Source organism: Mesorhizobium sp. IMUNJ 23232, assembly GCF_044326205.1.
Taxonomy (GTDB): Bacteria; Pseudomonadota; Alphaproteobacteria; order Rhizobiales; family Rhizobiaceae; genus Kumtagia.
Genome location: NZ_JBIRCY010000057.1, coordinates 1 through 14,286 on the forward strand (window position 1 = coordinate 1; position 14,286 = coordinate 14,286).

A 14,286-nucleotide genomic window follows, 5' to 3' on the forward strand; every position below is an offset into this window, starting at 1 on the left:
CACCAGCGACAGCGGCCTGCCAAAACCCATCTCGGCCATGCCGATGAGCATCAGCAGGATATGTTTCAGCGCCTGCCGGTATCGCTCGATCGTCGTACTCGCGTCTCCAAACTCCACTGCCGCCTCCCTTCCGTTCCCGCAGCCGAACCGGCGACAAGTATGAGGCAGGTTCTGGGGAGGGGGATGAGAATCTTGTTTGGCGGTGTTTCGCGTGTCAGGCGGGAGAAAGCGCAATCAGCAAAAACAATGGCTTGGTGGTGACTGTCGGCGTGTGTCCAAGAAAATTTTCTGTCTGGCGGTGATTTTTCATCCCCGTTTTCGGCATGTTCTGCTCGCTGTTATCGGGACCGCCGGAACGTTTCGTCACCGGTACGGCATGGTTCCCAGGGTCTCCGCACTCGCTTCGCTCGTGCTCCGCCCCAGGATGACGAAGCGTGGGGCGTTTCCGCTAATCTCCGACGTTGGCGATGGGCTGAAGCGACGAAGGTGGCGGTTTGCTGAAACGAAGACGGTGGCGATTAGCCTGAAGCATCAACGATGTCGTCATTCCCGACCTCGTGAGCGAGCGAAGCGGAGCGGAGAGTGTCGGGAATCCATGCCTCGGAGGTGGCGAAGCCAAAGTCGACGAAGAACGGTCTGTGTCCGGCCAAGCCCCGCGCCCCTTCAGCAACGTCCGGCGCGAGCCCCTGCCCAACAGGTCCGGCAACGGGCCGTCGCATCTCGACCGCCGGATGACATCGAACTGCATGGGCCGGCTCATCCGTCGGCAGCCTATAAAGAATTGGCCATTCGATGAGAAGGCAGACCAAAACCATGCTAAGCTTCTTCAATGGGCAGGCGGGGCTATGTCTACATCCTGGCGTCGCAAAAGAATGGAACGCTCTACACCGGCGTGACCTCCGATCTTGCGGGCCGTCTTCTTCAACATCGAACCGGAACGGGTTCGAAATTCGCAGCCCGGTACGGCGTCATGCGCCTGGTGTGGTTCGAGGAACATGACTGGGTGATTGACGCCATCAAACGCGAGAAGGCGATCAAGAAATGGCCGCGCCAATGGAAGGTCAAGTTGATTGAAGAAAACAATCCGCACTGGCACGATATTGCGTGGCATCTGCTTTGACCGGGGTTTTGTATCGTAGAATAGAACCGGTTCTGCATCGGCTTTGTGATTTCGAATCCGAGGCATGGATTCCCGACACTCTCCGCTCCGCTTCGCTTCACTCACGAGGTCGGGAATGACGACAGTCTTGGATTGCCTCGGCTAGTCTTCGACGTATGCGCTTGCCCAGCCGAAAACGGGGGAAGATGTCCGGCAGGACAGTGAGGCCGCAGGGGCGGTCAAGGCAAATCGCCCAGATATTGCCTAGTCAGCCCCCACCGGGTGTTTCGACGGCATTGTTTTTGGATCCTGGTTTGCGGCAACTCGGTCCATTCCGAAGCGGTCGAGGAAATAGTCGCAGACGCCGTTCAGCACCTGCTCCGAGACATGGCGGGCGGAGGCGTCCTCGGCGCCGAACGTCTGGATCGGCAGGTTGGGGGCAATCCAGCGGACGATCTCGTAGGAAGGAAAATAGTGCACCTTCGGATCGGCTGCGATCCATTCGGCCATCGCCTCATACAGGGCGGCCCGCAGCGTCGACTTGCTGACGCAGTCGATTTCGGCCGCGCCGCCGGGAGCCATCTTCTGCAGGCCGATCGCGCTGTCCATCGGCACGGGCGAAAGCGTGAACAGGCAGAGCGCATGCGGGTTGAGCGCGCGCACCGCGCTGTAGAAGCGGCCGATCGCGGTTTTCGACTCCGCGAAAGTCCCCAGCCGGAACGACGCACCCTGCGCCTTGAGGCGCTGCGCGAGGCCCGCCCGCTTGTCCGCGTCCTCGGTGTCGGCGAGCAGCAGGAATTTTGGCGCAACCTCGCCTTCCCCCGTCGCGCCGCCTGCCGATGCGCCGGCGGGAAGGAAAAAATCGAGCGCGCTGCCGATCGTGACGATGACGACCTCGGCCGACGCAATCGAATCGGCCAGCCCGGAAAGCCGCCCGAGCGCCTCGTCGCGCCGGGCCGCGCGGCGCTCGGAACTCTCCTCGGGATAGAGCGTCTCGATCCAGTCCGCGACGAAGGCCTGGCGCTCGCCGGGCGGGGCCGAGGCGACACTCAACATGCGGGCGTTGGAGAACGGCGAGTTCAGGTCCTCGGTCTGCATGAAGGCTTCGGCCGTAAAACCGTTCGCCTGAAGGAAGACCGCGATGTTGCGCGCGAAGCAGGAGCCCATCGTGAAGATGCGGGTCCGCTGCTCGATCGCCGGACTTTTTTCGACACCGAGCACACTGTCGAGAAACGCCGGCGCGAGGCTGAACTCGTCGGCGCAGTCGGGGAAGGCATCGCGCAGGCGGCTGCGCCTGGCCCGCAGCGCCGCGAGCCAGGGCTCGAGCTCGGCGCGCTCGCCGGGTCGCAGCCGCCTTTCCAGGAAGGGCGGCAGGACCATGCGCAGCTTCAGCCCCTCGCCCCGGCTGCCGTTCGTCTTGAGCTCGTCGCGAAACGACTGGATGGCGGACGCACGCTCCGTCGGGCCAGCCGCCGTGTCGAGCGCCTGGGCAAGGCGGCGATAGACGAAGCGCGGCCGGCCCGCCGACTTTCCGGCGTAGAACGCGATCGTTCCGTCGGCGGCCGCGATTGCCTTGAGCGACGCGGTCGAGCGTTTTTCGCGAGGCTTCTTGCGGAAAAGCTTGCTTAAGGAGAAACCCAAGTCACCACCTTTTTCGCGAAAAGCCCTAGCCGCGCTCGATGACCACGGTCAGCGTGCGGCGCACCGCACCCTCCGGCCCGACCATCTTGCGGACGCCGTGAAGCGAGTTGTGGGTTTTTACGAAGATCATCGCCTGGTTGGTCTTGTAGGGCACCGTGGCGACGGTGTCGGTTTCCTCGTAAGGCACCTGGGCGTTCATGAAATTGTAGCTCCTGGTCACGTCCTTCGCTACGAGCAGGTCGGTGCCGCCGCCCCAATTGTCCGTCCAATCGCCCGGCTTGACCATGGAGAAGACGATCGTGACGAATTTTCCGGGCGAATCGGTGTGCGGGATGACGATGCCGCCGTCGGCCGGCAGCGCCGAGAATTCGAAGCGGGAATAAAGCGGCCTTTCCACCGTGGGCAGCTTGCCCTGCATCAGGCTCTTCAGCGTCTTGCGGACTCTTTTGGCCCGCGACTGCCCGGCGCGCGAGAGGCCGAGATCGACGTTGCGGTTGCGCAAGGCATCGAGAACCGAAAACACGAAATCGTCGCTCTTCACATAGGAATGCACCTGCCGCCACGCCGGATGCGACGCGATGAACTTCTCGTACTGCGGGCGATTGCTCTTCTCCGACAGGGAATATTTGTTCCCGAATTTGGAATGGAACTGAAAAAGCTCCATCGGCGGAAACGTGTCGAGCAGTTCCGAATAGAGCGCTTCGTCGAACACCGGCGCGATCACCCCGAACGGATAGGGGGAATATTCCATCTTGAGATTGGAGAAACGGATCGGAGAAGACGCCATGGACCTTGTTTTCATCTTGAGGAGGCCAGGAACGCTATCTCACCGCCTGACACGGAAAAATTAACAGGCCCGCCACCATTCGGCAATTGCCGTCGGGCGGGGCGTCAAGGCGATCGATTGAACCAACCTTGTTATACCGGGGGTTTTTACCTTGACCGTCCGCACTGCCCGTCCTTCGGTCCCGCCTGCCGGCACCTTCTCCCCGTAAGAACGGCAGGGCAATCGCATATGGACATTATCCGCTCCGAACCGGCTTCGCCGGCTCGGTTCGGCATCACCCCCTCACCGGCCCTTCGGGCCACCTCTCCCCCTGCCCGGGGGAGAGGATCGCTGCGTCGACGATTGGCGCCAAACTCGCGGCCGGCAGTCCTCTCCCCCGGGCAGGGGGAGAGGTGCCGAGCGAAGCGAGGCGGTGAGGGGGTGATGCCTCCGCGTCTCGCCGCAGGCGAGGTGCGGAGGATCATTGACAACCGACTGATATGCGATTGCCTTGGGAACAACGGGGAGAAGTGCCCGACAGGCGGATGAGGGGCAGCAGGTGTCGCTCGATCGATTGCCCTGAGCGGCGCTCTGGGACCCGCCCAGACCTGCCACCCTCGCACAAGCTTGCGCCGCTAGCCTTGGCGTGGGCGCGATGGGCGTCCGGACATGGTTGGTCCGTCCCTATGGCGATTTCAGAAACCCTCTCCCCCGCGCCGCCCGCCCGCAACGCCCGCGACATCTTCTTCGCGCTGGGCATCGTCGTCATCCTGGCGGTGCTGTTCCTGCCGATTCCGGCCTTCATGATCGACATCGGGCTGGCCTTCTCGATCGCGCTGTCGGTGCTGATCCTGATGGTGGCGCTTTGGATCCAGCGGCCGCTGGACTTCTCGTCCTTCCCGACCATCCTGCTGATCGCCACCATGCTCAGGCTGTCGCTGAACATCGCGACGACACGCATGATCCTGTCGCATGGCAGCGAGGGCACGCATGCGGCGGGCTACATCATCAGCGGCTTCTCGCAGCTCGTCATGAGCGGTGATTTCGTCATCGGCCTGATCGTCTTCCTGATCCTGATCATCGTCAATTTCATCGTCATCACCAAGGGCGCCACCCGCATCGCCGAAGTCGGCGCCCGCTTCACGCTGGACGCCATTCCCGGCAAGCAGATGTCGATCGACGCCGACCTGTCGGCCGGCGTCATCGACGACAAGACCGCGCAGCTTCGGCGCCGCGAACTGGAGGAGGAAAGCTCGTTCTTCGGCTCCATGGACGGCGCTTCGAAATTCGTGCGCGGCGACGCCATCGCCGGCCTGATCATCACCGCCATCAACATCGTCGGCGGCATCGCCATCGGCTATTTCCGCCACGACATGGGCATGGCCGAGGCCTCCGACGTGTTCATAAAACTGTCGGTCGGCGACGGTCTCGTCACCCAGATCCCGGCGCTCGTCGTCTCGCTCGCCGCCGGCCTGCTGGTCTCCAAGGGCGGCACCCGCGGCTCCACCAACCAGGCCGTATTCGGCCAGCTCGGCGCCTATCCGCGCGCGCTCTATGTCGCCGCCGGCCTGCTGGTGCTGCTGGCGCTGATGCCCGGCCTGCCGATGTTCCCCTTCGTTTCGCTGGCGCTGGCCATGGCGGCGATCGGCTACATCATCCCGCTGCGCCAACGTCGCGAGGCCGAGGCTCAGGCCGCCGTCGCCCGCGAGGCTACGGCGACGAAGGAGGACGAGGAGAAGAACTCGGTCAAGGCGTCGCTCAAGACCGCCGAGATCGAATTGCTGATCGGCAAGCAGCTCTCGACAAAACTGCTGGTCTCGCACCAGGAACTGGCCTTCCGCATGGCCAAGATGCGCAAGAAATTCGCCTCGCAATACGGCTTCGTCGTGCCCGAAGTGAAACTCACCGACGACCTCGCTTTGCAGAGCAAGAGCTACCAGATCAAGATCCACGGCACGGTGGTGGCCGAGCATCAGGTGCGCGTCGGCGAGTTGATGGTGCTGCTGGGCAAACGCGACACGCCCGACATCCCCGGTGAGGAAGTGCGCGAGCCAGCCTTCGGCATGCGCGCCTATTCGGTGCCCGAAATGTTCGCGGAAGACCTGAAGCGCGAGCAGTACACATACGCCGACAACATGTCGGTGCTGCTCACGCACCTCTCGGAAGTCATCCGCAACAACCTGCCTCAGCTCCTCTCCTACAAGGACATGAAGGCGCTGCTCGACCGCCAGGACGCGGAGTACAAGAAACTCGCCGACGAGATCTGCACCTCGCACATTTCCTATCCCGGCCTGCAGGCGGTGCTGAAGCTGCTGCTGGCCGAGCGCGTGTCGATCCGCAACCTGCATTTGATCATCGAGGCCATCGCCGAGATCGCGCCGCATGTGCGCCGCACCGAGCAGATCGTCGAGCATGTGCGGGTGCGCATGGCCCAGCAGATCTGCGGCGACCTTTCGGAAGGCGGCGTGCTGAAAGTGCTGCGCCTCGGCAACCGCTGGGACCTCGCCTTCCACCAGAGCCTGAAGCGCGACGCCAAGGGCGAGATCCGCGAGTTCGACATCGACCCGCGCCAGTTGGAGGAATTCGGCCAGGACGCCGCGAAGGCGATCCGCGCCCATATGGAAGCCGGCGAGCGCTTTGTCATCGTCACCGCGCCGGACGCCCGCCCCTATGTGCGCATGATCATCGAGCGGCTCTACACGACGCTGCCCGTGCTCAGCCATGTCGAGATCGCCAAGGGCGTGGAGATCCGCATCCTCGGCACGATTTCGTGACCGCGCTGCCCGAAAGCGTCGTCATCGCGGCCTTTCTCGCCTTCTGCCGCATCGGCGGCTGCTTCATGATCATGCCGGGCCTGTCCAGCGCCCGCGTGCCGATGCAGGTGCGGCTGTTCGTGGCGGTCGCCGCGTCGGGGGCGCTGCTCGTCCATCTGTGGGACCAGATATTGCCCTCGGTCAGCCGCGAGCCGGCGGTGCTGGCGCCGATGGTGGTGTCCGAACTGCTCACCGGCAGCCTGATCGGCCTTCTGGCGCGGCTCTACATGATGGCGCTGTCGTTCATGGGCTCGGCCATCGCCATGCTGGTCGGCTATGGCGGGGTCGCCGGCCCAGGCATCGAGAACGGCGAACCGCAGGCGCCGCTCGGCGAGATCATCTCATTCTCGGCGCTACTCCTGCTGTTCGTCTTCGATTTCCACCACGAGATCGTCAAGGCGCTGGTGCGGTCCTACGAGGTCGCGCCGCTCAACACGCTGTTCAATCCGCGTGCAGCACTCGTCAACGTCGCCGATACGATGGGCGAATCCTTCATGATCGCGCTTCGCCTCGGCAGCCCGTTCATCGCCTACGCCATCCTGGTCAACCTGACCGTCGGCTTCGTCAACAAGCTGACGCCGCAGATTCCGGTCTATTTCATCTCGCTGCCGATGGTCATCGCCGGCGGCCTGATTCTTTTCTACTTCGGCATCGCCACCATGCTCAACCTGTTCGCCGACGGGTTTCTCGCGGCAAGTTTCGGAGGCGGATGACATGGCGGAGCGCGAAAAACGCCTGCGAAAACTGCTAGCCGTGCAGGAAAAGCTGAAGGCGCTGCACGAGACGCGCCATGCCGGCCATGTCGCGGCGGCGGCGGCGGCGCGCGCTGACGCGGAAGATCTCGCCGCCCGCTTCGACGCCGAAGGCTCCATGGCGATGACTTTCCCGGACGTCTACAACCGCGGCATCGCGACAGCGCTCGGCAAGGAGCGCGCCAATCTGCGGCTGGCCGAGACCGAGGCGCAACGCGTTGCGATCGCCACCGCCCGCGCCAACATGGTCGAACGCGCCTGGCGCGAGGAACGCCGGGCCGATGAGCGCAGCCGCACCGAGCGCGAGTTGCTGGAACTGCTGGCAAGAAAGGCAGCGCCGCCCTGACCCTCCCCCTTGAGGGGAGGGTGGCCGCGAAGCGGCCGGGAGGGGTCGCTGCGGCAGTGCTCCATCCTGAAGCGACCCCTCCCCGTCTCGCGATCTCCGCTTCGCTCCGACCGCTCACCGACCCTCCCCTCAAGGGGGAGGGTTAGCCGGCGCTCCCCAGGCAAGGCTCCCGCAAGCTTTCGCGTCCACAATGCCGGCATCAAAACCGGAGGAGCGTTCTCCTTGGCCATTTCCCCACCCAGCGATATCGTGCTGGATGTCGCCCGCGCCGTCGAGCCGTCCGGGCTGGATGCGGCGCGCGCCGCCTTGGCGCGACGCGTCGGTGCGACGGTGCCGGCCGGCACGGACGCAGCCTTCAGCGTCGGCTCTCCCTCCGGTACGGGCGCCAGGCGCAGCCCCGACCCGACCGGCCAGGCCGACGCCTTCAAGAAATTCGAATCCGTCGTGCTGCAGACTTTCGTCCAGAACATGCTGCCGAAGGACGCCGAGCAGGTCTATGGAAAAGGCCTCGCCGGCGACATGTGGAAATCCATGATGGCCGGAAAGATCGCCGATGTGATGACCGAGCGTGGCGGCATCGGCATCGCCTCGCATCTGCTCGCCGACCATTATGTCGAAGGCAAGACCGTAAAGTCCATCGGCCCGATCTCGCGCGGTCCCGAACAGACCGAGGAGGATCGCCAGGCCGCCCTTTCCGACGCGCTGGTGCAGGAGCTTCAGCGCAAGGCGGCGAACACGCTGCGCGACAGCGGCGGCGATGCCGCCGAAAGCCCGAAGCCGTACAGGAGCGTCTCATGACCGAGTACACCGCGGAGATTCCGGCCGGCCGCCCAGTGACCTTCGACACCGCGCCCGCCGCCCGCCCGGCGAGCCTGTCGATCATCATCGGCCGCATCGAGGAGGCTGTGGAGGCGGAAACCCACGGGCTGAAACATGACCGCGACTTCGACCTGCAGTCGTCCAATGCGCGAAAAAGCCGCCACCTCTATGAACTCACCCGCGCCATGAAGGGCATTGGCGAGGCCGACATGCTCAACGAACATCGCGACGGCCTGAAACGGCTGCGCGAGACGCTCGCCAGGAACGAATCCGCCATCCGCGCCCATCTCAACGCGGTCAGCGAGGTTGCCACCTTGATGCGCAACGCCATCCGCCATGCCGAGGCGGACGGCACCTATTCGGCTGGCGAGTTCGGGTGGGGCGCTTGATCAAGTTCGTCCTGGCCGCCATCTGGATCTGCGCCGCCACACTGGGCGCCGTCTTCTATTCCTTCCAGTCGGCCGGTGCGAAATCCGGTGCGGAAGTCGTGCCGCCGTCGCTGATGGGCGGGCTCGACTATGTGAAGACCGACGTGATCTCGGTTCCGCTGATCCGCAATTCCTCGGTCGAGGGCTATTTCCTCGCCCGCCTGGTCTACACGGTCGATCCCTCGGAACTGCGCAAGCTAACCGTGCCGGCGGACGCGCTGATCACCGACGTCGTCTATTCCTACATCTATTCGATGCCGGCGCTGGATTTCACCAAGACGCCGGCGCTGGATCTCGACGCGTTTCGCAACGGCATCCGCGACGGCATCAACAAGCGCGTCAAGCAGGATCTCGTCGAGGAGGTTCTGGTCGAGCAGGTCGACTATCTCACCAAGGACGAGATCCGCGACAACGCGGCCAAGCGCCGGAAGCCGGCCCCCGAAAAGCCCGCCGACGCCGCTGATGCCGGAGAGGCTGGGCACGATGCCGCCCCTGCGCACTGAGCCCTTTCCGCCGGCTCGCTTCCCCACGAATTGTCGCAGGCCGGCAAGGACCGGTTGACCGCCGATATCAGCCTGACGTAACCCTCTGCCGGTCTGATTTGCATCCGCCCGGTTCACCTAAGGCACGATTGCCGAGGGGATCGGCCACGCTATTTTGGACGGCAAATCCATCTGCCGGCCACGCCAACCAGGAGACTAAAATGAGCGCTCAGGACATCGTCGACCGGCTGCGGCCACGCGTCGAGAAGTCGGATTTCGAGAAGTCGGTGAAGTTCGATCTGGGCAAGGACGGCGTGATCGTCGTCAACGGAACCAGTATTTCCACGACGGATGCCGAGACGGATTGCACGATCTCGCTGTCGCTGGACAATCTGGAAGGCCTGATGTCAGGCGACATCAGCCCGACCATGGCGTTCATGACCGGCAAGATCAAGGTCACCGGCGATATGACCGTCGCCATGGCGTTGAGCCAGTTGCTCTAAATCTGGCAGCGACTGAATACAGGTACGGCCATCTCCACCCAACCCCGCCGGAGATGGCCGTCGGACCGAGCTATACCAGCCCGGTCCTTTTCTCATGAGATTGTAACTTACGCGGCGCGCGCGAGTTCCACCCGCGGCCTTACTTTGCGCCCCGCGGGCCTGAGCACGCCGTGCACCGCGTCCAGCGCGCCGTCGGCCAGTTCCAGCGCCAGCAAGCGGTGACGCTCGTAGGGGCCAGGCATGGCGAGCCGGCCAGTCTTCTCCACGGAGAAGCCGAAGCGCGAATAGTAAGGCGCGTCGCCGACGAGCAGGATTGCGGCATGGCCCAAGCGCTTCGCTTCCGCGATGGCGTGTTGCATCAGCGCCGAGCCGATGCCGCCGCTCTTCACTGACGGATCGACAGCAAGCGGGCCGAGCAGGAGCGCCCTGCGGTCGCCGCCGGCGTGGACATCCCACAGCCGCACCGTCCCGACGACACGCCCGTCCGCATCGCGGGCGACGAACGCCAGCCCCTCGGAAGGCCGGCGGCCGCGCCGCAGCTTCTCCGACGACTTGCGCTTGCGGCCGGCCCCCATGGCGCGGTCGAGCAAAGCCTCGCGCTCACCGACATCGGCGGCGGTCTCGGCAAGGATGGTGTAGTCCAGGGTATTGATTTCGACTGCGTTCATTTCAAAAAAATCCTTCACCCGCAGAGGTCTGTTCCACAAGCGAACCCGTCGCCGGCCTGCGCATGGCCCCGAAACCACTTCGGTTTCGGAAAGGACCATGCGCCAAGAAGGCCGCCGGCGGCCGGGAAGTGATCCGAGGGACGGTGAGCCCGTCAGATCACGTAGGATCGGAGCGGCTCGAAGCCGTTGAAGGCGACCGCCGAGTAGGTGGTCGTGTAAGCGCCGGTGCCCTCGATCAGCACCTCGTCGCCGATGGTCAGCGACAGCGGCAGCGGGTACGGCGTCTTCTCGTACATCACGTCGGCCGAATCGCAGGTCGGGCCGGCGAGCACGCACGGGGACTTTTCGTCCTGATCCCGCGCGGTCACGATCGGATAGCGGATCGCCTCGTCCATCGTCTCGGCGAGACCGCCGAACTTGCCGATGTCCAGGAACACCCAGCGCACATTGTCATTGTCGGCTTTCCTGGAGATCAGCACGACTTCCGACTTGATGACGCCGGCATTGCCGACCATGCCGCGGCCCGGCTCGATGATGGTCTCGGGGATGTCGTTGCCAAAATGCTTGCGCAGCGCCGAGAAGATCGCCTGGCCATAGGCCTGCGCCACCGGCACGTCCTTCAGATAACGGGTCGGGAAACCGCCGCCCATATTGACCATCTTCAAGACGATGCCTTCCTCGGCCAGTGTCGAAAACACCTTCTTCGCATCGCCCAGTGCGCGGTCCCACGCCGTCAGGTCGCACTGCTGCGAGCCGACATGGAAGGATACGCCATAGGCGTCCAGCCCGAGGGACTTGGCGCGGCGCAGCACGTCGACGGCCATCGCCGGCACGCAGCCGAATTTCCGCGACAGCGGCCACTCGGCGCCTTCGCCATCGGTCAGCACGCGGCAGAACACGCGGCTGCCGGGGGCGACGCGGGAAATCTTCTCGACCTCCTCGACGCAGTCGACGGCGAACAGCCGGATGCCGAGATTATAGGCGCGCAGAATGTCGCGCTCCTTCTTGATGGTGTTGCCGAAGGAGATGCGCTCCGCTGGAGCCCCCGCGTCCATGGCCATCTCGACCTCGGCAACCGACGCGGTGTCGAAGGACGAGCCCATCGTGGCAAGCAGGCGCAGGATCTCCGGCGCCGGGTTTGCCTTCACCGCGTAATAGATCTTGCTGTCCGGAAGCGCCTTCTCGAAGGCGCGGAAATTGTCGCGGACCACGTCGAGGTCGACGACCAGGCAAGGGCCGTTCGGACGTCGGGTGGCGAGGAAGTCGAGGATGCGCTGCGTGGCCATCGGGTCTCTCCAGATGCGCGGAAACTGTCCCGCGCTTCATTGCAAGGTGCGGACCGCCCTCTGGGCGTTCATCCGCGGTGGACAAAGGGGCGAGACGGCTTCTCGTGGCGCCAGCCGGTGGAGACCCCGGAACCACGAAAACGCGTCACGCGCGTCGGCTTGCTGAGACCTTGCGGTCCGCGCTCGCTTTGTCTGCCTTGGCTTGGATGGGAGACCCGTCCGCACTGCCGGCAATGAAGGTGTGCCTCTTCAGTAATTGTCGGCGTTGGACTGCCGACAGAGACCAGAAAGGCCCGCACCGTCGTTGCTTCAAGACGTCCTCGGATCGGCGGTTGGCCGCTGAACCGACCGGGCTCGTTACTTCCCGGGTACCGTCCCGACATCTCGCCATTCCGAGGATCGGGGGACGCCCACAGGCACGTGCGACTTTGGGCAAGCGCGATATAGGAATCTTGGCTGTCACAATCAACGAAAAAATGCACCCCGCTTGCAATTCTTCGAGACGTGAACAATTCTGCCGCGATAGACAGGAAACGGTGAACGATGCTTGGTACGCGCGACGCCCTCAACGCTTTCCTCGACCTGCCGCAAGTGGCTGTTTCTCATGCGGAATCCGGCCTGCTCGACGGCTTGAGGCTGGGCGTCAAGGACATATTCGACGTCGAGGGCTATCGCACCGGCTGCGGCAACCCGCAAAAGTTCGCGGAAGCGGTTCCGGCCGCGCAGAGCGCCTCATGCGTCAAGGCTCTGCTCGATTCGGGTGCGCGTTTCGCGGGCAAGACGGTGACCGACGAACTGGTCTTCTCGCTGTTCGGCCAGAACGTGCATTTTCCATTGCCCATCAATCCCAAAGCGCCCGGCCGCTACACCGGCGGCTCGTCCTGCGGATCGGCGGCGGCGGTGGCCGGCGGGCTGGCCGACATCGCGCTCGGTTCCGACACGGGCGGCTCGGTTCGCGCGCCGGCCAGTTTCTGCGGCCTGATCGGCCTGCGCACCACGCAGGGCCGCATCCCGATCGACGGCACGATGCCGCTCGCTTCCTCGCTCGACACCGTTGGCTGGTTTGCCGCCGACATCGAGATCTACGAGGCTGTCGGCAAGATTCTGCTCGGCCGCGACACGCATCGCGCCCTACTGACCCGCGCCGTCACGCTGGACACCATGGAAGGATTTCTCGCCGGACCGGAGGAAGCGGCCGAATACGAACGCATGAAGGGTCTTGTCGATCTGCCAATCGAGCGCCGCGCCATCCCGCCCTTCACGTCATCGCCCGACGAACTCTATTTCTGCTTCCGCAACATCCAGGCGTTTGAAGCCTGGGGCGCGCATGGCGCGTGGCTGGAGGCGCACGGCGATACGGTCGCGCCCGCCACGCTCGAGCGTTTCCGCTATGGCAAGACCGTCGACGAAAAAACCGTCCATGCCGAGCGCGTCCGCCGCCTCACCTTTCGCGGCGAGATGCTGGAACTGTTGAAGGACGGCGCGGTGCTGGTGCTGCCCACCGTGCCCGGCGCCTCGCCGATGAAAAGCGCGCCGCCCGAGGAATTGCAAAACTATCGTGAGCGGGCTCTGCACCTGCTTTGCCTCGCCGGCCTTTCCGGTTGTCCGCAGATCACTTTGCCGCTCGGCACGGTCCACGGCGCGCCTTTCGGCCTCTCCATCGTCGGACCGCCCGACAGCGACGTGGCGCTGATCCGGCTGGGCAGGAAGATACTTGCCAATGCCGGAGTGGGCTGACCGGAATGGACACCCTCACCCGCATGCGGGCCTTCATCGACGTGGTCGAGGCCGAGGGTTTTTCCGCCGCGGCGCGAAAGATCGGCCGCTCCAAGGCGCTGCTCTCCAAATATGTGCGCGAGCTTGAGGACGAGCTCGGCGCCCTCCTGCTCAACCGCACGACGCGACAATTCTCGCTGACAGAGGCCGGCCACACCTATTTTCGCCGTGCCACCGAGATCGTGCGCGAGATCGACAGCCTCGCCGACGATGTGCGCGAATCCTCCGGCGACGTGCGCGGCCGCATAAAGCTCTCCGCCCCGCGCACCTTCGCCGACGCGCCGATCGGCCAGGCCCTCATCGACTTCGCCAGGGAACACCCCGAGATCGTGCTGGAGATCCAGCTCGACGACCGTTTCGTCGATCTCGTCGAGGAGGGATTCGACCTCGCCATCCGCATCACCCGGCTGGAAAGTTCTTCCCTCATCGCGCGGCGCCTGTCGCCCTTCTCGGTGCGGCTCTGCGCCTCGCCGGACGTCATCGAAAAATACGGCCTGCCCGCCCGCCCGCAGGATCTCGCCAACAAACCCTGCGTCATCGACACCAACGGCCGCTGGCTGTCCAACTGGCCGTTCGTTGGCGAGGACGGCGAGATGACCACCGTCTCGGTCACCGGCCGCATCGAGGTGAACAGCCCGATGGCAGCGCGCGCCGCCGCCGTTTCCGGCCTCGGCTGGGCGGTGCTGCCCGACTTCATCGCCGAACCCGACATCGCCAGCGGCAAGCTCATCCCGATCTTCGACGACCGCATCCCGCGCGGCGGCGGCATCTTCGCCGTCTACCCCCACCGGCGTTACCTGCCGGCAAAAGTCCGCGTCTTCGTCGATTTCCTGGTGCAGTGGTTCCGGAAGAACGGGGCGGGGTGAACTCGAGCTGACCGGCTTGCGTCTGCGACCGGCCAATCAAG

Annotated in this window: 15 protein-coding genes; 10 read left to right on the forward strand and 5 right to left on the reverse strand. The window is 64.5% G+C overall.

Annotation, left to right across the window (positions count from 1 at the left end; translation table 11 throughout):
* Window positions 1-214 precede the first annotated feature (214 nt).
* Window positions 215-367 (reverse strand): hypothetical protein, encoded by a 153-nt coding sequence (locus ACH196_RS29725; protein WP_396648099.1) that lies wholly within the window; start codon window positions 365-367, stop codon window positions 215-217.
* Window positions 368-829: 462 nt separating this feature from the next.
* Here ACH196_RS29725 and ACH196_RS29730 point away from each other — a divergent pair, with 462 nt between their 5' ends.
* Window positions 830-1,120: a GIY-YIG nuclease family protein gene (locus ACH196_RS29730; protein ID WP_396648100.1), complete on the forward strand. Its 291-nt coding sequence runs from the start codon at window positions 830-832 to the stop codon at window positions 1,118-1,120.
* 243 nt (window positions 1,121-1,363) lie between these two features.
* On the opposite strand, the gene ACH196_RS29735 is transcribed toward ACH196_RS29730, so the two are convergent.
* Entirely contained in the window at window positions 1,364-2,740 is a 1,377-nt protein-coding gene (locus ACH196_RS29735; RefSeq protein ID WP_396648101.1) for a GSCFA domain-containing protein, read from the reverse strand.
* Window positions 2,741-2,765: 25 nt separating this feature from the next.
* Entirely contained in the window at window positions 2,766-3,527 is a 762-nt protein-coding gene (locus tag ACH196_RS29740; protein WP_396648102.1) for a hypothetical protein, read from the reverse strand.
* 665 nt (window positions 3,528-4,192) lie between these two features.
* Between ACH196_RS29740 and flhA the strand changes: the two genes are divergently transcribed.
* The 7 genes from flhA (at window position 4,193) to ACH196_RS29775 (ending at window position 9,649) form a co-directional block, all read left to right on the forward strand.
* Complete coding sequence (gene flhA, locus ACH196_RS29745) at window positions 4,193-6,280, forward strand: flagellar biosynthesis protein FlhA (protein ID WP_396650464.1); 2,088 nt, start codon at window positions 4,193-4,195, stop codon at window positions 6,278-6,280.
* Window positions 6,277-7,032, forward strand: a complete 756-nt coding sequence (fliR, locus tag ACH196_RS29750; RefSeq protein WP_396650465.1) for a flagellar biosynthetic protein FliR — start codon at window positions 6,277-6,279, stop codon at window positions 7,030-7,032. The genes flhA and fliR overlap by 4 nt, the downstream gene beginning before the upstream one ends.
* Window position 7,033: 1 nt before the next feature.
* Entirely contained in the window at window positions 7,034-7,417 is a 384-nt protein-coding gene (locus tag ACH196_RS29755) for a hypothetical protein (protein ID WP_396650466.1), read from the forward strand.
* Window positions 7,418-7,639: 222 nt separating this feature from the next.
* A complete protein-coding gene (locus ACH196_RS29760) occupies window positions 7,640-8,215 on the forward strand; it encodes a rod-binding protein (RefSeq protein WP_396650467.1) in 576 nt (191 codons plus the stop codon).
* Window positions 8,212-8,625 (forward strand): hypothetical protein, encoded by a 414-nt coding sequence (locus ACH196_RS29765; RefSeq protein ID WP_396650468.1) that lies wholly within the window; start codon window positions 8,212-8,214, stop codon window positions 8,623-8,625. Before ACH196_RS29760 ends, ACH196_RS29765 begins: the two co-directional genes overlap by 4 nt.
* Window positions 8,622-9,167, forward strand: a complete 546-nt coding sequence (locus ACH196_RS29770; RefSeq protein WP_396650469.1) for a hypothetical protein — start codon at window positions 8,622-8,624, stop codon at window positions 9,165-9,167. Before ACH196_RS29765 ends, ACH196_RS29770 begins: the two co-directional genes overlap by 4 nt.
* A gap of 200 nt (window positions 9,168-9,367) precedes the next feature.
* Window positions 9,368-9,649 carry an SCP2 sterol-binding domain-containing protein gene (locus ACH196_RS29775; protein ID WP_396650470.1) on the forward strand — a complete coding sequence of 94 codons (282 nt, stop codon included), beginning with the start codon at window positions 9,368-9,370 and terminating at the stop codon, window positions 9,647-9,649.
* A gap of 107 nt (window positions 9,650-9,756) precedes the next feature.
* Here the strand turns inward: ACH196_RS29775 and ACH196_RS29780 are convergent, their stop codons facing one another.
* Complete coding sequence (locus ACH196_RS29780) at window positions 9,757-10,317, reverse strand: GNAT family N-acetyltransferase (RefSeq protein ID WP_396650471.1); 561 nt, start codon at window positions 10,315-10,317, stop codon at window positions 9,757-9,759.
* Window positions 10,318-10,469: 152 nt separating this feature from the next.
* Window positions 10,470-11,603 carry an ornithine/lysine decarboxylase gene (gene odc2, locus ACH196_RS29785; RefSeq protein WP_396650472.1) on the reverse strand — a complete coding sequence of 378 codons (1,134 nt, stop codon included), beginning with the start codon at window positions 11,601-11,603 and terminating at the stop codon, window positions 10,470-10,472.
* Between the two features lie 543 nt (window positions 11,604-12,146).
* Here odc2 and ACH196_RS29790 point away from each other — a divergent pair.
* Window positions 12,147-13,340, forward strand: a complete 1,194-nt coding sequence (locus tag ACH196_RS29790) for an amidase (RefSeq protein ID WP_396650473.1) — start codon at window positions 12,147-12,149, stop codon at window positions 13,338-13,340.
* A gap of 5 nt (window positions 13,341-13,345) precedes the next feature.
* Window positions 13,346-14,245, forward strand: coding sequence for a LysR family transcriptional regulator (locus ACH196_RS29795; RefSeq protein ID WP_396650474.1), 900 nt, complete (start codon window positions 13,346-13,348; stop codon window positions 14,243-14,245).
* Window positions 14,246-14,286: the final 41 nt, after the last annotated feature.